Source organism: Ralstonia sp. 1138 (assembly GCF_040544795.1).
Taxonomy (GTDB): domain Bacteria; phylum Pseudomonadota; class Gammaproteobacteria; order Burkholderiales; family Burkholderiaceae; genus Ralstonia; species Ralstonia flatus.
Genome location: NZ_JBEPKQ010000002.1, coordinates 31,389 through 47,764 on the forward strand (window position 1 = coordinate 31,389; position 16,376 = coordinate 47,764).

Genomic DNA, 16,376 nt, shown 5'->3' on the forward strand with positions numbered 1-16,376 from the left:
CAACCTCAGCGCTTGGCGCCCGGCGGCATCGGAGCCCGCCGCCAGAGCCAGGCCGCCGTGCCCAGCGCACAGGCCATGCAGCCCATCACCAACATCACCACGCCCGGCCAGCCCCACGGCGCATAGAGCTTGCCGCCTGTCGTGCCGATCAGGCTGGAGCCCAGGTAATACGCCAGCAAATACAGCGCCGCGGCCTGCCCCTTGGCACGCTGCGCGCGGCGCCCGACCCAGCCGCTGGCCACCGCGTGCGCACCAAAGAAACCGAAGGTCAGCAGCGCGATGCCGCCAATCACCAGCACCAGCGGGCCCGCCAACGTCATCAGCACGCCCGTCGACATCAGCGCTGTGCCCGCCAGCAGCATGCGGCCCCGGCCATGGCGATCCGCCAATCGGCCGAACCATGCCGAGGCGCCAATGCCCAGCAGATACACCATGAAGATGCCGCCCACCGCCGTCTGGCTGAGGGCGTATGGCGCGTCGAGCAAGTGGAAGCTCGCGTAGTTGTAAATGGTGACAAAGCCGCCCATCAGCAGAAAGCCCATGGCGAACAGCGCGCGCAGTCCCGGCTCGCGCAGATGGGCGCCCAGCGTGTCGAACAGGTCGCCCAGCGCCACGCCCTTGCGCGGCACAAACCGGCGTGACGGCGGCAGCAGCCACAGAAAGGCCAGCGCCGCGAGCCAACCCAGCATGCCGGTAAAGCCGATGGCGGCGCGCCAGCCGAAATGGTCGGCCACGGCGCCGGTCAGCACGCGCCCCGCCATGCCGCCGAATGCGGTGCCGCCAACGTACAGGCCCATCGCCATGCCAAGCCCTTGCGGGTGCACCTCTTCGGCCAGATACGCCATGGCCACCGCCGGCACGCCGCCCAGCACCACACCCAGCAAGGCCCGCGTGGCCAGCAACCCGTGCCAGCCCGGCAGCACCGCCGCCGCCAATGTGAGCGCCGACGAGAGCACGAGCGACACGCCCATCAGCGTCTTGCGATGGATCGACTCCGACAGCAGCCCCGCAAACAGGATCGCAAAGGCCAGCAGCAGCGTCGATGCGGACAGCACCAGGCTCGTCTGCGCGGGCGTGAGGCCAAAGTCGTGCGCCAGCAGCGGCATGAGCGGCTGCACGCAATACAGCAGCGAGAACGTCGAGAAACCCGCCGCGAACAGCGCCAGATTGGCGCGCAGATAACCGGGATGGCCACGGACCAGCCAGCGCGACGGATCGGCGGGCTCGATGGCGGGCGAAGGAGAAAGCGGAGCGTTCACGGCGGGCGGTTGAAACAGGCGCAGAGGCAAGCGCCTATTATCGTTCGCAGGCATCGTTCCTGCTGCGACGCGGCATCCGCCTTGCTGCGCAGCCATCACCTTGTTCCCCCCGCCCGACCATGGAAACCACGCTCTATTACTGGCCCGAAATCCAGGGCCGCGGCGAATTCGTCCGGCTCGCGCTGGAGCAGGCCGCCGTGCCCTATACCGATCTCGGCCGCGAAGATGAAGCCGCCATCGAAGCGTTTCTGGACGATGCCGGCATTCCCACGCCGCCGTTCGCGCCGCCATTCCTGGTGGCCGGCCCGTTGGTGATCGCGCAGACGGCCAACATCCTGCTTTATCTGGGCCAGCACTACGGCCTGGCCCCGCACGACGAAGCCGGCGGCCTGTGGACGCACGGCCTGCAACTGACGATTGCCGATTTCGTGGTGGAGATTCACGACACGCACCACCCCATCGCGTCGTGCGAGTACTACGAAGACCAGCGCGCCGAGGCCAAGCGCCGCACGCAGGATTTTCTCGACAATCGCGCGCCCAAATTCCTGCACTACTTCGAGCGCGTGCTCGACCGCAACCCCGCTGGCCCGACATGGGCCGTGCGCGATGCGCTGACGTATGTGGATTTGTCGCTGTTCCAGATCGTGGCCGGGCTGCGCTATGCGTTCCCGCGCCACATGCAGCGCTACGAACGCGAGCTGCCGCATCTGGCAGCGCTGCACGACCGCGTGGCGGCGCAGCCGAACATCGCGGCGTATCTGGAATCGCCGCGTCGCATTCCGTTCAACACGATGGGCATCTTCCGCCACTATCCGGAACTTGACGCGCTGAAATGACGAAACCCGGCGCAGGGCCGGGTTCGCAGTGGATGCGTCGTTCAGGCTGCCAGCGGCGTATCGGACAACAGGCGGGGTAACCGGCGCCGGATGTCTTCCAGCGCCGTGGGCCAGCTTTCGATGGCCGCGAGATCATGGATGTCCTGCAGATCGATCAGCAATTCCACCACCTGATCGTCGTCGACATTCACGCCGGAGCTGCGCAGCGCACGCGCGAGCGGATCCTCGCTCGGCACGCGCAGCAGGCTCACGCCCAGGCGCTCGATGGCGCTGCAATAGAACGCATCGTCGATCAGAATGCCGACCCCGCAGCGGCGGTTGTCGAGGCCGCGGTAGCGCGGCTCGCCGTCGGCGTCTTCGGAGCGGCATTGCTGTGCGAGCAGGTGCGTGCACACGCGTTCAAAAATGTCCTCGATGGCGAGGAACGTCCCCTTCCCTTTCATGGCGTCACCTTCTTTAGGGTGATCTGTGACCGGCCGGTCGGTCAGAATGTATCGACGAGAGCGCCGCTCAGGCCGAATTGGCGTGCGATCGACTGCAGGCGTTCCTTCCACTCCCACGTGCCGAACACGTCATGCGCGTTCTGCAGCTTGGAGAGCAGCTCGACGGTGTCGCGGTCGTCCACGTCGATGCGCGCACGCTTGAGCGCACGGCGCAACGCGATGACGCCGGCATCCATGTAGCGCGGAATCTCGTTGGTGGGCTTGAGGATGTAGCGCACCGGCACGCTTTCCATCGACGTCGTGTAATCGCGCACGCCGATCAGGTTGCCGATGGGACAGCAGCGACCGCCCTGGCCGTGGTACGCAGCGCCGCCGCGCGGCAGGATGGCCGCGCCGCCCTGACCGAACAGATGACGGACTGCGCCGTCGTAGATTTCTTGCTTGCTGAGATATTGCGTCTTCATGTTGTTTCCCCTGACCCCAGATTGCAGGCGTCGCCGATTCGATTCACTTCCGACTTCCGGCTTGACGTTGCGTCCGACGTCGCACATCTGCCATCCGTGCGATCTATCTTGGTTCAGGATGCACCAGAACCATGGGCCGAAAAAGGACCGGAATGTAAGTCATTTTTACCGTTTGCTTTTTGGCAACGGATTGCCTGCAAAGGTGCGCCAGTCAACGCTTTACAGGTGCTTCAGGCACCACGCGCGCGCACCGTTTTTACGACCCCTGATGCGCGTTCGCAACAGCGTGTGCGCAAGGCTGCGCGCACGTGGCGCATGCGTCGTAGGCGCGGCGCCTACATCCCGATGATCCGGTCCGCATGGCCGAGACAGAAGCCACGTCGGTCATGGTGCCCACAGGTGGGCATCACCTCGTAGCCCGCAGCGCGCAGCAACACCGCGCGCGCGGCCACTTCCACCGGAGGCAGGGGCTGCCCCGAGTCTTCATCGCGCACCAGGCGGCCCAGGAGGCCAAACGGCTGGCGCAGCAGATGGTCCAGATCCAGCGAACCGCAGTACCGCATCACATCACCTTCTTGAAAAACAGCGGCGGCACCGGGCACGCCGTTACATCGATTCGTCTGCCAGCTCAGGACACGCAACCAGCGTCCGGCGCACCTGCGCATAGGCGGCACGCTGTGCCCAGATCGCATCGGTCAGGGCCGCGATCAGCGCGTCGCGCGGCAGGCTTTGCGGTGCCACGCCGAACTGCGCCTCCACGGTACGTAGAGCCTCCGTCACTTCGCTTCGCCATCGGGCGTCGAGTCGCTGGGTCATGTTGTTCTCGTCGGGTCGGTTCTGGCGCGGTGGGTGGCGGGCTTGTGCCCACTCTGGCCGCGCTGGGAAGGGATTGGCGGAATGGGTTCCGCTCTTGCTTGTGAAGAACGGCACACGGAACTGAAACTTGATTGCCTCGGCGGGGGGTAAACCGGGTACCCCGGACGGGGTGCCACGGCGGCGACTCCGCCAAACGGGCTCCCCCATTCGCGCAGCAACTTCAGCGGGTGCCTGTGGCCCAATTCGGTTCTGAAACCGCCACCTAGCTAACGATGAAGATGGAACGTCACGTGTCTCGACTGTCTCTGCTGCGCCGTACCGTGCTGGCCCTTGCGTGCGCGCTTGCCGCGCCCGCCGTGGCCACGGCCGGCGCGCCCGACCCGCGTCAATACATGCATGGCATCGGCGCAGTGCCGGGCGCAACGGCCAACACTTTCAACGTGTTCTTCAGCAGCTCGGGCCTGCCGCCGCGCGGCGCCGATCGCAGCGGAAGCTGGCCGCACGATGTCTATGTCGCGCAGTGGCATGCCGACACGGGCGTGCTCGATGCCCCGCGCATCTTCATCCAGAAGCCCGAAGCGCAGGAGCCCGTGACGGTGGCCCGCAACCGCGCCGGCCAGGTGATGGTGTCGTTTGAAGACGGCTGGAATGCGCCGGAAAACGTGAACCAGCGCTTCGGCATCTACGACGCCGCGCTGCGGCCCATCAAGCCGTATCCGCAACAGGTGGAATCCGGTGGGCACTCCGGCCACATCACGGCCGTGGGCGACCGCTTCGTGGTGTTCTATTCCGACGGCTGGGTCACCGGCGGCGGCGTCGACAACCTCGGCAGCGGCAACGGTGTCTACCTGAAGGTCTACGACGGGCGCGGACGCCGCCTGCACAACGTCGATGTTGCCGATGGCCGGCGCGAATGGTGGCCCATGGTGGCAGGCGGGAGCACCAACGCGCTGCTGGCCTGGCAGCAATTCGTGCCGGGCGAGACCGAAGCCAATCTGAAGATCGCCGTCTTTGACCCGGTCAGCGGACGCGTGACGGGCGAGCAGCTGCTGCACAAGCATCTGCAGTACTACACCTACAACGTCACGTGGATGCCGGCGATCGAGCGGTACCTGCTGGTGGGCGTGGCCAAAGGCAACGGCTTTGCCGATTTGATCGACACCACGGGCAAGGTGCGTGCGTCCATTCCGTGCATGCCGGCAACGGTGCGCGAAGCGGGCATCACCGTCAACCAGAACACCGCCTATACGCCCGCCGCCGATGGCCGCCTGCTGCAACTGCAGGCGGGGCCGGATTCGCTCACGCTATCGGCCACGCTGCTGAATACCGACGGCAAGCGCGTGCAATGGCGTCCGGTGGGCAGCACCGGTTTGCTGCGCACGTCGGGCGCAATCGACTGGATGTCGCTGACGGAAAAGGGGTTGGAGCAGCTGCACTTCGACCCTGCGAAAACGCAGCCTGCCAATGCGGTCGATCAATGCCGCTAGCGCGAAAGCTCAAGCGTCGGTAACAAGCACGCGCAGGCGAACGAGACCATCCCACCGCGCGTGGATGGCATCGGCAATGCGGGCGAGTTCGCCGGCCAGCGCCGGTGGCAAGACCAGGTCGACCTCCACCGCCCCATCGACGTAATGCAGCACGCAATGGCGTGCGTCGAGCGGCGTGCCGGGCGGCAGCAGTTGTGCCAGCACGGCGTGCAGCGCGTCGCGGTCGGGCAGCGGTACGGGATCGGTCGCGATGTGCTCGCGCGGGTCGACGTGAATCTGCACGTCGAGCACGGCCATGGCCGTATGCGCCTTCAGCGCGTTGGTGCGCGCCCGCACGGCAATCGCATGGCCCTCGCTCACGGAGACGCGCGGATCCACCTCGATATGCGCGTCCACCAATGCCTGGTCTCCGGTCACGCGCGTGCGCAGGTCGTGCACGTTGATCACGCCCGGCGTGGCTTCGAGGCTGGCGCGAATGGCCTCCACCTGCGCGGGCGGCAAAGCGCGGTCCATCAGGTCATTGAGCGCTTCCCAGCCGAAACGCACACCCACACGGCCGATCATCAGCCCGACGACGCAGGCGGCCACGGGGTCGAGCCAGTGGTAACCCATCAGGTTGCCCGCCACGCCGACGGCCGCCACCAACGACGACACCGCATCGGAACGCGCATGCCACGCATTCGCAATCAGCATGCGTGAGTTGATGCGCTTGGCAACGGCCAGCATGTAGCGGAACAGCCCCTCCTTGGCGGCCAGTGCGATCAGCGCCACTACCAGCGCCAGCCCATGCACGGGCGCCGGCCCCTGCGGCGAGCGCAGGCTCTCCGCGGCCGCCCAGATCATGCCGGCGCCCGCCCCGACCAGCAGCAGGCCCAGCCCCAGCGACGCGGCGTTCTCGTAGCGCGCGTGGCCGTACTGATGATCTTCATCCGGCCCCTTGTGGCTGTTGCGGTTGGCAATGAAGACGATGCCGTCGGCGATCAAATCCGACAGCGTATGCAGCCCGTCGGCCACCAGACCCTGCGAATGTGACCAGAGCCCCGCCGTGATCTGCCCCGCCGAGAGCAGGCAATTGACGCCCGCGCTCACCAGCGTGGAGCGTTCGGCGCTCTGCTGGCGTGCGGCCGCAGACAGGGTTGTCGGGGATGTGGGCGTCATGGAAATCGGCGTGCTGAGGCGGGGAAAGACATCGCGAACATTGTGCCACGCAGTGACGCGCCGATTCGGTTCGAACCGATGGCCACGATCGCAACGCGCTGCGACAAATTTGCACCAGAAGAGCGCAGATCGAGGCGCATTAATAAGACTTTTCCGATGTTCTCTGTTTTCCGCATCGGCGATTCTCAGCAATGCGGCAAACACGTTGCCGCACGTTACACGCTGGAGACACGTCGACATGCAAGCCCCCATTCAACTCGTCATTGCAGATGACCACCCCGGCGTGGTGGCGGCCGTGCGGCATCTCGTATCGTCGGTCGAAGGGTTCGAGGTGGTGGGTGAAGCCGGCAACGCCGATGAGTTGCTTGCCGTGCTGGGCCGCGTGCGCTGCGACCTCGCCATCACCGACTACGCCATGCCCAGCAGCCGCTATGGCGACGGCATCTTTCTGCTCGAATTTCTCGCACGCCGCCACCCCGATCTGCGCGTGATGGTGCTCACCATGCTGGAGACCCGCGTCCTGGTGAGCAACATCCTGCGCGCGGGTATCAAAGTCATCGTCAGCAAATCCGACGAGCCGCGACACATCCTCGAAGGCATGCTGGCGGCGGTGACCGACCGCATCTACCTTTCGCCGCAACTCGATGCCAAGCTGATCCGCCGCACGCTCGAACCGCTTCCCACCGACGACCCGATCAACAAGCTCGGCAAGCGCGAGTTGGAAGTGCTGCGCATGTACGTGACCGGCAAGACGGTCAGCGAGATTGCCGTGCAGCTCAACCGCAGCGTCAAGACGATCAGCGCGCAAAAGCAGACGGCCATGCGCAAGCTCGAACTCGGCACCGAGGCGGCGCTCTTCGACTTTGCCGTGCGCCACGGGCTGCTGGGCACCGGCGAGGCGTGATCGGATGAGGCGTTCTGTATTCGCGGTCTGCGCCCTCGTCTGTGCCGCCATTCTCGTGTGGTGGGGCGACGCACGGCAAAAGGACGCCGACGACGCCGTGCAAGGGCGGGCGTATCGATTCGCCCGCTTTCCTCCGATGCTCATCGTGGGCGTCATCGGTAACACAATGATGCCGCTGGAGGGAATCGAAGCGGACCGGCTCAGTGGTTTCTCGGGCGATCTCCTCATGCAGTTGCTACCGCACGATCAAGTGCGGGTGGTCCCTCGCGTATTCGGTCGGCGCGACGAACTTCTCAATGCAGCATGCCGCGGCGATGTCGACATCATCATGAGCGTGGCGCCACGTTCTCAATACGACCATTGCCTGGAATATTCGGCGCCGTATCTGGAACGCCCCACCGCTGTGGTCGCGCGCACGGAAAACGCCGAGATAGCGCAGAACCCCTTCGGGGCCGGTGTTCGCATTGCCGTGGAGCAAGGCTCTTCACTCGAGCAGGAGCTGGCCCGGCAATACCCGAACATCGTATTGATGAGCACGCCCACCGCTGCCGATGCTTTGGATGCCGTGTTGCACGAGACGGTCGACGTCTACGTTGGCATAACGTACCCCACCCGGGAATTGATGGCGCGGCCGCGCTACCGGGGGCTATCGATCGTGCAGCTGGCAAACCAGCAGGTCGATGCGCTCCATTTTGCCGCGCCACGGAATCACGCGATGCTGATTCGTCACCTGGATCGCCATCTCGCGCAATTGCCCGACACCACCATGAGCCAACTTCGCGCCCGTTGGATCACACAAGGGGGTGCGTCGACCGTGGCACTGCAATTGTCTGACGACGAGCGCGCCATGCTGGCCTCGCTGCCGCCGTTGCGGTACGCGGCCGACCCGGACTACATGCCGTACACCTTTGACGACACGGGCGGCGGGCTGCTCGGCATCTTCCCGGAATACCAGAACTTCCTCTCGCGAACGCTGGGCGTGCACTTCGAGCGCGTCGCCGTGCGTGACTGGGCCGACGCGCTCGACAAGGCGCGCGATGGCGAGGTCGACATCTTGCTCGGCATGTCGGACCAGGATGCTCGCCCCGCCGGTTTTACGCTCACGCAGCCCATCGACGCCACACCGCTGGTGATCGTCGGGCGCAACGATGCGCTCACGGTGGCCGCGCTGCACGAGCTTTCCGGCAGGACGGTCGCCCTGCCGACCAGCGACACGCTGACCAGCCGGCTGAAGGAAAACGTACCGAAGATACGCATCCTGCCCGCGGGATCCGTCAACGATGCGTTGTCCATGGTGTCTGCTGGCAAAGCCGATTTCACCATCATCAATCTGCCGGTGGCCGACGCGCTGATCCGCCATCATTTCCCCGGGGAGCTGAAGGTCACCGGTTCGGCCAACAGGATCGAGAGCATCGGTCTGGGCGTGTCGGCGCGATACGCCAGGCTGGTGCCACTGATCAACCGCGCGCTGTTCGCCATGCCCGAAGGCGAGCAGGTCAGCATCCGCAACAAGTGGCTGTCGGTCAGCTACCAGCTCGGTCCATCAGCGTCGGCCGTGCTGGGCAAGTTCGGACCGGTGGCGGCGCTGGTGCTGGCCGCACTCGTGGCGCTCTTCATCAAGCAGATGCAGCTGCGCCGCGAAAATCATCAGCGCCGCTGCGCCGAAGAAACCCTCGCGCGTCAGTTGAGCTTCCAGCGCGCGCTGATGGAAGCCGTGCCGTTTCCGCTGGTGGCGGAAGACGCGGGCCACCGTTACGTGGCCGTGAATGCGGCGTTCTGCAACATGTTCGGCCGGACGCGTGCCTCCTTGCTCGGCCGTACGGCGCAGGAACTCGGGCTGTATTCGGTCAGCGATGCGTCGCCGTTATCCGGGATCAACCAGCGCGCCGTGCAGACCAGCGAAAGCACGCGCGAAGAACTCGTCATCGACACGCCGGATGGCCAATCGCGCAATGTGCTGTACTGGATCGAGCCGTTCCACCTGCCGGATGGACAACCCGCGGGGACCGTCGCCTCGCTGGTCGACATCAGCGAGATCCGCGAAGCGCAGGCGCGCGCCGAACGCCTTGAGCAGCGCCTGCGGGAGGTGACCGAGTCGCTGCCGGCGCTGGTCTACCAGTTCGAACTGGTGCCCGGTCAGACGCAGGGGCGCATCACCTACGTGGCCGGCAAGGCGCACGAAACGCTGGGTGCGCAGCCTCAGGATCTGCTGGACTACCTGTCCACGCCTGCACGGCTGATTCATGAGGACGACCGGCAACGCATGATCGACACGGTGCTCGTCTCGGCGCAGCAACTGACACCGTTCGACCAGCAATTCCGCCACGTCTGCGAAGACGGCACGGTGCGCTGGTTGCACGCACGTTCGATCCCGCACCGCGAGCCGGACGGCCGCACGGTCTGGAACGGCTACCTGAGCGACGTCACCACGGAGCGCGAGCAGGCCGACGCGCTGGAGGCCGCCAAGAACGCAGCGGAATCGGCCCTGCACGCGAAGGACCGCTTCCTGGCCATGATGAGCCACGAAATCCGCACGCCCATGAACGGTGTGCTGGGCCTGGTCGAACTGCTGCAGCAGACGAAGCTCGAGGGCGAGCAGAAGCAAATGGTCTCGCTGGTGCAGGATTCGGGGCGCGCGCTGCTGCATATCCTCGATGACATCCTCGATTACGCAAAGGTCGAGGCGGGGCGTCTGGACATCTCGCCGGCGGCCACTGACCTGCGCGAGGTCTTTGACGGCACGGTAGGCTTGCTGGCGAGCCGCGCACACGAAAAATCGCTGGCGGTGCATGTGACTGTCGCCGCCGACGTGCCGGCCAGCGTCTCGGTCGACAGCATTCGTCTACGCCAGATCCTGTTCAACCTGCTGTCGAACGCCATCAAGTTCACCGACACCGGAAGCGTGCGCCTTTCAGCAGAATGCGCGCGCGTCACCGACGACACGGCGCATCTCGTCATCTCCGTCACGGATACGGGCATCGGGATCTCGCCGGCGGTGCAGGCCACGCTGTTCGCGCCGTTCGTGCAGGCCGAGCGCTCGACCACGCGGCGCTACGGCGGCACCGGCCTGGGCCTGGCGATCTCTCGTCAGCTCGCCGGCCTGATGGGCGGCGAACTGGTCATGGAAAGCGCCCCGGGGCACGGGACGGCCGTCACGCTGCGGCTGGCCGTGCCCGTGCTGGAGGCGCGGTATGCGTTGCCGCAGCTGGCGGGGCACAGCGTTGCCATCGACGTGCAAGATGCGGCCGTACGGCACAACCTCACGCAGTTGGCGATCGCCGCCGGGCTGCAGCCCGCAGCCGCCGCCGACGCAGACATTCTCCTCACCGCGACGGCCCAGGCGCAGGGTCGCGCGGTCCGTATCACCTCCGATGCCGGCTACGACGAACCGGGCAACGCGCTGAGCGTCAATCCGCTGAACTGGCACGCATTCGTGCGGGCGTGCGAGCACGCGCTGCGTCGAGCCGGGCATGCGCACGTGGCCTCCGTGGCGGCCCACACACCGCCGGCCGCCGCGCCTGCTGAAGCACCCGGTGCACATATCCTCGTGGCCGAGGATCATCCGATCAACCGCGAACTGATCGCCAAGCAACTCCGCCTGCTGGGGTATCGCGTAACGCTGGCGGAAGATGGCGTGGTCGCGCTCGAACGTCTGCGCGAACACCGTTTCGACGCGTTGCTCACGGATTGCCACATGCCGCGCATGGACGGCTTCGATCTGGCGCGGCATATCCGCCACGAAGAGGGCGACGGCCCTCGCCTGCCGATCATCGCCATCACGGCAACGACGCTGGCCGAGGAGCACGCACGCTGCCGCGCCGTCGGCATGGACGCGAGCCTGCTGAAACCGACCACGCTCGCGACGCTGCAGGAAGCGCTGTCTGCGCTGTGGAGCGCTGACGCTCCCGCTGGCGCCGGCGCGGCCGAGGAGGAGCCGCCCACCCTCTCGCTCGACGACCTGCACGCCGCCCTTGGGACGGACCCGGCCGCGGTCGGTTTGGCGCAGGTCTTCCTATCGTCGCTGGCCGATGACGCCGAGCGCCTCCAGCCGCTGCTGGAGGCGATGGACCGTGCGGCGCTGCGCCGTTGGGCCCATCGCACCGGGGGTGCCCTTGCGCTGCTGCACAACCCGGGCGTGGATGCCGTAGCGGAAGGCTTCCGCGATGCCGTGCAGGACGGCAATGCGAACGACATCCGCACTGCCGGGGCACGCATGATGAAGCTTTTGGCGCACATAAACGGGCTGCTGTGCGCCTTCAAATCCAGCGCCGCCGACGTTGTGCACCGCACGCAAGTGACGGATTCATAAGGGAAAAGCGTTTCAAGCGGTGCATGCGCCGCTTTTAGATGAACCGTTCCAATCGGCCGATTGACTCGGTCAGGGCAGCCTCCTACGATGACATCGACCAATGTCACATTAAGAGGCGCCCATGTGGTGCCCACGGAGACACCACGTGAACGCACGGACCGACTTCCCGCGCGCCGACGCCTTTGCATCGGCCCCGCACAGCGCTGACGCCCCGCCCCTGATCGATGCCGCCATCATCGGGACGGGCTTTGCCGGCCTGGGCATGGCGATCCAGCTCAAGCAGCACGGCATCGACAACTTCCTCGTCTTCGAGAAGGCGGGCTCCGTCGGGGGCACGTGGCGCGACAACCATTACCCCGGCTGCGCGTGCGATGTGCAATCGCACCTGTATTCGTTTTCGTTCGCACCCAATCCGGACTGGTCGCGCATGTATTCGCCGCAACCGGAAATCCGCGCGTATCTGGAGCGCTGCACCGATGAATTTGGCGTGCGCCCGCATGTGCGCTTCCATCACGAGCTGGCGCGCGCGGCGTTCGACGACGCTGCAGGCGTGTGGAACCTGGAAATGGCCGACGGCCGCCGCTACCGTGCCCGCACGCTGATCTCCGGCATGGGCGGCCTGAGCCGTCCGGCCTGGCCGAACATTCCCGGCATCGAGACCTTCCAGGGCAAAGCCTTCCACTCGCAGCTCTGGGAACACGATTACGACCTGCGCGGCAAGCGCGTCGCCGTGATCGGCACCGGCGCGTCGGCCATCCAGTTCGTGCCGCAGATTGCGCCGAAGGTCGGCCGTCTCGACCTGTATCAGCGCACGCCGCCGTGGATCCTGCCCAAGCCCGACCGCAAGGTCTCGCGCGCCGAGCATTGGCTGTTCCGCCACCTGCCGTTCACGCAAAAACTCATGCGTACCGGCATCTACTGGATGCTGGAGTCGCGCGTGCTGGGCTTTGTGATCCACCCGAAGCTGATGAAGGCGGTGGAGCGCATGGCGCGCGGCCACATCAAGCGCCGCATTGCCGACCCCGTGCTGCGCGAGAAGGTGACGCCCAACTACACCATCGGCTGCAAGCGCATCCTTATTTCGAACGACTATTACCCGGCGCTCACGCGAGACAACGTCGACGTGATCACCTCGGGCATCGCACGCGTCGAGCCCAACGCCATCGTCACCACTGACGGCACGCGGCGCGAAGTCGATTGCCTGATCTTCGGCACGGGCTTTCACGCAACGGACCCGTTCCCGCGCGGCGTGCTGCTCGGCAGCCAGGGCGTGGACATTGTCGACATGTGGGACAAGCACGGCGCCGAGGCTTACCTGGGCACCACCGTGTCGGGCTTTCCGAATTTCTTCATGGTGGTGGGCCCGAACACGGGGCTCGGCCACTCGTCGATGGTGTTCATGATCGAGTCGCAGGTGGCGTACATCGTCGACGCCCTCAAGTCGATGCGCGCGCATAACGTGGCCGCCATCGACGTACGCCCGGACGTGCAGCGCCGCTTCAACGACGGCATCCAGAAGCGGCTGTCGAATGCGATCTGGTCTGCGGGCGGTTGCGTGAGCTGGTACCTCGATCCGAAGACCGGCAAGAACACGACGCTGTGGCCGGGATTCACGTGGCAGTTCCGCCGTGCGACGGCGCATTTCCGGCTGGCCGATTACCGCACGCGTCCGATGACCGTACCGAAGGGTGTGCCGCTGCGCGTGCCCGCCCGCACAGTGCCGGCCGCCCAAAACACCCCCAACGAAGAAGCGCTCGACCGCGTCTGACGCGCGTCAGCCCCACGGAGACCACGCCATGAAGTCATTCAACAACCAGGTTGCCGCCATCACCGGCGCCGCGTCGGGCATGGGCCGCTCGCTGGCGCTGCAGCTGGCGCGCGAAGGCTGTCACCTCGCCTTGGCCGATCGCAACGAAGCGGCGCTCGCGCAGACGCTGCAACTGGTGCGTGCGCATGAAGGCGACCGCATCCGCGTGACCACGCATGCCGTCGACGTGGCCGACCGCGGCGCGGTGTACCGCTGGGCCGAAGAAGCGGCCGCTGCGCACGGCAAGGTCAACCTGATCTTCAACAACGCGGGCGTGGCGCTGTCCAGCACGATCGAAGGCATGGAAGACGACGAGCTGGCCTGGATCATGAACATCAACTTCTGGGGCGTCGTGCACGGTACCAAGGCGTTCCTGCCGCTGCTCAAGGCGACGGGCAATGGCCACATCATCAACACGTCGAGCATCTTCGGCATCTTCGCGCAGCCGGGCATGGGCGCCTACAACGCCAGCAAGTACGCCGTGCGCGGCTACACCGAGGCGCTGCGCCAGGAACTGGACCTGATGAACTGCGGCGTGTCGGCCACGTGCGTCCACCCGGGCGGCATCAAGACCAACATTGCCAAGTCGAGCCGCGTCTCGCCGAGCATGAACGGCTTCCTGGTGCGCGACGAACAGCAGGGCAAGGCCGAGTTCGAGAAATTCTTCATCACCTCGGCGGACAAGGCCGCGGAGGTGATCCTGGACGGCGTGCGCAAGAACAAGCGCCGCGTGCTGATCGGCCCCGACGCCCACGCCGCCGATGTGATGGCCCGCTTGCTGCCGGCCGCCTACCAGGCGCTGGTCGTGCGCGAAGCCCGCCGCACGCGCAAGAAGGCGCTGCGCGACGATACGGCGCCGGCCACCGCCCGCGCAAAGTAGGAGGCCGCCGATGAACACGGCCACCACCGGAGAATTGTTCGCCAGCCCCCCGCGCGCGAACCTGCTCAACGTTGCACGCGCCATGCTGCGCCCCGGCCGCATCGGCCTGCGCAGCATCGGCCGCGATGTGCTGATCGCACGCTACGCCAAGCCGCAATCGCGCTACCTGCCGTTGATGGGCACGCGCGTGCATTACACCGACGAAGGCGCTGCCAACTCTGAAGGCACGTTGCTGCTGATCCATGGTTTTGGCGCGTCGCTGCATACGTGGGACGGCGTGCTGCCCCAGCTCACGCGGCGCTACCGCGTGATCCGGCTCGACCTGCCGCCGTTCGGCATCACCGGCCCGCTGCGCGATGCACAGGGCCGCCCGCGCACGATGGAGCTGCCGCTGTACCGCGACTTCATCGACGCGTTTGTCGACACGCTGGGCCTGTCGAAACTCACGCTGATTGGCAATTCGCTGGGCGGCATGGTGTCGTGGGATTTTGCCGTGCGGCACCCGGGCCGCGTCGAGAAGCTCGTGCTGATCGACTCCGCCGGCTTCCCGATGAAGCTGCCGATCTACATCGATCTGTTCAATCACGTTGGCGTGCGGATGACGTCGCCGTGGATGCTGCCCGAGGGGATCATCCGCGCCGCCACGCGCGATGTGTATGGCGACCCGTCGCGCGTGTCCGAACCCACGCTGCGCCGCTACGCCGATTTCTTCTATGCCGACGGTGCACGACAGGCCATCGGCAAGATGGTGCCGAAGTTCCGCTTTGACGATGTCGATACCAGCGGGCTGGCCTCGATCCGAGTGCCCACGCTCATCCTCTGGGGCCAGCGCGACCGGTGGATCCCGCCCGCGCATGCCGGCGAATTCGCCCGCCGCATTCCCGGCGCCACGCTGCGCATGTATCCGGCGCTCGGCCATATCCCGATGGAGGAAGACCCCGTACGCGTGGGGACCGACCTCTGTGCATTCCTCGATCAGGGGCGCGCATCGACGCGCCTTTCAGAAACCACATTCCAGGAGAACCGCCCATGATGCCAGTCCGTCGCGACGTGCATCCTCACCTGCCGGCTGATCGCATCAGCAACTGGCACGAGCGAGGCCCGCACGTGACCCACTTCCTGAACGCGCTGTCGATCTTCTTCCCGACCGGAGAGCGCTTCTTCATGGACAGCGTGCGCAACTACCGCCATCTGGTGACCGATCCCGAACTCAAGCAGGCCGTGGCAGGTTTCATCGGGCAGGAAGCCATGCACACACGCGAACACGTGCTGTACAACGATCTGCTCGATCGCGCCGGCCTGCCTGCCACGCGCATCGACCGCTTCATCGGCAAGTTCCTGAACGTGCTGCGGAAGTACACGCCCAAGTCGCACCAGTTGGCCGTGACCGTGGCGCTCGAGCACTACACCGCCATGCTGGCCGGTCAGGTGCTCTCACATGAAGATGGCCTGGGCCGCAATTCGGAACCCGGCTATCGCCAGGTCTGGCTGTGGCACGCCATGGAAGAGACCGAGCACAAGGCCGTCAGCTACGACGTATGGAACCTCGCCATCAAGCCGGGCGTGGGCCGCTACCTCACGCGCACGCTGACGATGTTGGTGACGACCGTGACCTTCTGGGCGATGGTGTTTTACGTGCATTTGCGGCTGATCTTTGCGGACCGCACCGTCAAGCACAAATTCCTCGGCCTCGGTAAGGCGTTCCATTTCCTGTGGATTCACCCGGCGCCGCTGCGCAAGATCATCCCGGAATTCTTCGACTTCTTCCGGCCCTCATTCCACCCGTGGGATGAAGACAACCGTGACGCACTTGAACGCCTGCCCAAGCTGATCTCGGAAATCGAAGCCTATGCGGCAGCGAACGGCGAAGCGCCGTCGCCGTCGATCCGCCGCAAGCTGTCGACCGCGGGTGCAGCCGGATCTTGAGCAGGCATTCAAAACGCCTGCAGCACCCGTCGTATCGGGATCAAACTAGAAATAGATAAGGCGCGCCCCACGCATGGGCGCGCCGGA

At 65.8% G+C, this 16,376-nt stretch carries 14 protein-coding genes; 8 read left to right on the forward strand and 6 right to left on the reverse strand.

Annotation, left to right across the window (positions count from 1 at the left end; translation table 11 throughout):
- Positions 1 to 5: 5 nt before the first annotated feature.
- On the reverse strand, positions 6 to 1,259 hold the full coding sequence (locus ABIC76_RS07740) for an MFS transporter (RefSeq protein ID WP_102065091.1): 1,254 nt from the start codon (positions 1,257 to 1,259) through the stop codon (positions 6 to 8).
- 119 nt (positions 1,260 to 1,378) lie between these two features.
- Between ABIC76_RS07740 and ABIC76_RS07745 the strand changes: the two genes are divergently transcribed.
- Positions 1,379 to 2,095, forward strand: a complete 717-nt coding sequence (locus ABIC76_RS07745; protein WP_354533586.1) for a glutathione S-transferase — start codon at positions 1,379 to 1,381, stop codon at positions 2,093 to 2,095.
- A 41-nt stretch (positions 2,096 to 2,136) separates the two neighbouring features.
- Here ABIC76_RS07745 and ABIC76_RS07750 read toward each other — a convergent pair whose 3' ends face one another.
- From ABIC76_RS07750 to ABIC76_RS07765, 4 genes are all read right to left on the reverse strand, one after another.
- Positions 2,137 to 2,538 (reverse strand): hypothetical protein, encoded by a 402-nt coding sequence (locus ABIC76_RS07750; RefSeq protein WP_354533587.1) that lies wholly within the window; start codon positions 2,536 to 2,538, stop codon positions 2,137 to 2,139.
- 41 nt (positions 2,539 to 2,579) lie between these two features.
- Entirely contained in the window at positions 2,580 to 3,002 is a 423-nt protein-coding gene (locus tag ABIC76_RS07755) for a hypothetical protein (RefSeq protein WP_012436616.1), read from the reverse strand.
- Between the two features lie 335 nt (positions 3,003 to 3,337).
- Positions 3,338 to 3,565, reverse strand: coding sequence for a hypothetical protein (locus ABIC76_RS07760; RefSeq protein WP_015855793.1), 228 nt, complete (start codon positions 3,563 to 3,565; stop codon positions 3,338 to 3,340).
- Between the two features lie 43 nt (positions 3,566 to 3,608).
- The gene (locus ABIC76_RS07765; protein ID WP_102063960.1) at positions 3,609 to 3,818 is read right to left on the reverse strand and encodes a hypothetical protein; all 210 of its coding nucleotides are present in this window, start codon (positions 3,816 to 3,818) and stop codon (positions 3,609 to 3,611) included.
- 272 nt (positions 3,819 to 4,090) lie between these two features.
- On the opposite strand from ABIC76_RS07765, the gene ABIC76_RS07770 reads away from it, so the two are divergent.
- Positions 4,091 to 5,305: a hypothetical protein gene (locus ABIC76_RS07770; RefSeq protein ID WP_354533588.1), complete on the forward strand. Its 1,215-nt coding sequence runs from the start codon at positions 4,091 to 4,093 to the stop codon at positions 5,303 to 5,305.
- Between the two features lie 9 nt (positions 5,306 to 5,314).
- Here the strand turns inward: ABIC76_RS07770 and ABIC76_RS07775 are convergent, their stop codons facing one another.
- A complete protein-coding gene (locus ABIC76_RS07775; protein ID WP_354533589.1) occupies positions 5,315 to 6,463 on the reverse strand; it encodes a cation diffusion facilitator family transporter in 1,149 nt (382 codons plus the stop codon).
- A 238-nt stretch (positions 6,464 to 6,701) separates the two neighbouring features.
- On the opposite strand from ABIC76_RS07775, the gene ABIC76_RS07780 reads away from it, so the two are divergent.
- The 6 genes from ABIC76_RS07780 (at position 6,702) to ABIC76_RS07805 (ending at position 16,289) form a co-directional block, all read left to right on the forward strand.
- Positions 6,702 to 7,367 carry a response regulator gene (locus tag ABIC76_RS07780; protein ID WP_354533591.1) on the forward strand — a complete coding sequence of 222 codons (666 nt, stop codon included), beginning with the start codon at positions 6,702 to 6,704 and terminating at the stop codon, positions 7,365 to 7,367.
- Between the two features lie 4 nt (positions 7,368 to 7,371).
- Positions 7,372 to 11,676 carry an ATP-binding protein gene (locus tag ABIC76_RS07785; RefSeq protein WP_354533592.1) on the forward strand — a complete coding sequence of 1,435 codons (4,305 nt, stop codon included), beginning with the start codon at positions 7,372 to 7,374 and terminating at the stop codon, positions 11,674 to 11,676.
- Positions 11,677 to 11,821: 145 nt separating this feature from the next.
- On the forward strand, positions 11,822 to 13,444 hold the full coding sequence (locus ABIC76_RS07790; protein WP_354533593.1) for a flavin-containing monooxygenase: 1,623 nt from the start codon (positions 11,822 to 11,824) through the stop codon (positions 13,442 to 13,444).
- A 28-nt stretch (positions 13,445 to 13,472) separates the two neighbouring features.
- Positions 13,473 to 14,363, forward strand: a complete 891-nt coding sequence (locus ABIC76_RS07795; protein WP_260798658.1) for an SDR family NAD(P)-dependent oxidoreductase — start codon at positions 13,473 to 13,475, stop codon at positions 14,361 to 14,363.
- Positions 14,364 to 14,373: 10 nt separating this feature from the next.
- Complete coding sequence (locus ABIC76_RS07800) at positions 14,374 to 15,396, forward strand: alpha/beta fold hydrolase (protein WP_354533594.1); 1,023 nt, start codon at positions 14,374 to 14,376, stop codon at positions 15,394 to 15,396.
- Entirely contained in the window at positions 15,393 to 16,289 is an 897-nt protein-coding gene (locus ABIC76_RS07805; RefSeq protein ID WP_009239703.1) for a metal-dependent hydrolase, read from the forward strand. Before ABIC76_RS07800 ends, ABIC76_RS07805 begins: the two co-directional genes overlap by 4 nt.
- Positions 16,290 to 16,376 lie beyond the last annotated feature (87 nt).

Excerpts from the sequence above, each read along its gene's own strand:
- ABIC76_RS07795 (WP_260798658.1), top strand. The coding sequence starts at position 13,473 with ATGAAGTCATTCAACAACCAGGTTGCCGCCATCACCGGCGCCGCGTCG.
- ABIC76_RS07750 (WP_354533587.1), bottom strand. The coding sequence starts at position 2,538 with ATGAAAGGGAAGGGGACGTTCCTCGCCATCGAGGACATTTTTGAACGC.
- ABIC76_RS07775 (WP_354533589.1), bottom strand. The coding sequence starts at position 6,463 with ATGACGCCCACATCCCCGACAACCCTGTCTGCGGCCGCACGCCAGCAG.
- ABIC76_RS07780 (WP_354533591.1), top strand. The coding sequence starts at position 6,702 with ATGCAAGCCCCCATTCAACTCGTCATTGCAGATGACCACCCCGGCGTG.
- ABIC76_RS07760 (WP_015855793.1), bottom strand. The coding sequence starts at position 3,565 with ATGCGGTACTGCGGTTCGCTGGATCTGGACCATCTGCTGCGCCAGCCG.
- ABIC76_RS07745 (WP_354533586.1), top strand. The coding sequence starts at position 1,379 with ATGGAAACCACGCTCTATTACTGGCCCGAAATCCAGGGCCGCGGCGAA.
- ABIC76_RS07800 (WP_354533594.1), top strand. The coding sequence starts at position 14,374 with ATGAACACGGCCACCACCGGAGAATTGTTCGCCAGCCCCCCGCGCGCG.
- ABIC76_RS07755 (WP_012436616.1), bottom strand. The coding sequence starts at position 3,002 with ATGAAGACGCAATATCTCAGCAAGCAAGAAATCTACGACGGCGCAGTC.
- ABIC76_RS07805 (WP_009239703.1), top strand. The coding sequence starts at position 15,393 with ATGATGCCAGTCCGTCGCGACGTGCATCCTCACCTGCCGGCTGATCGC.
- ABIC76_RS07770 (WP_354533588.1), top strand. The coding sequence starts at position 4,091 with ATGAAGATGGAACGTCACGTGTCTCGACTGTCTCTGCTGCGCCGTACC.
- ABIC76_RS07785 (WP_354533592.1), top strand. The coding sequence starts at position 7,372 with ATGAGGCGTTCTGTATTCGCGGTCTGCGCCCTCGTCTGTGCCGCCATT.
- ABIC76_RS07765 (WP_102063960.1), bottom strand. The coding sequence starts at position 3,818 with ATGACCCAGCGACTCGACGCCCGATGGCGAAGCGAAGTGACGGAGGCT.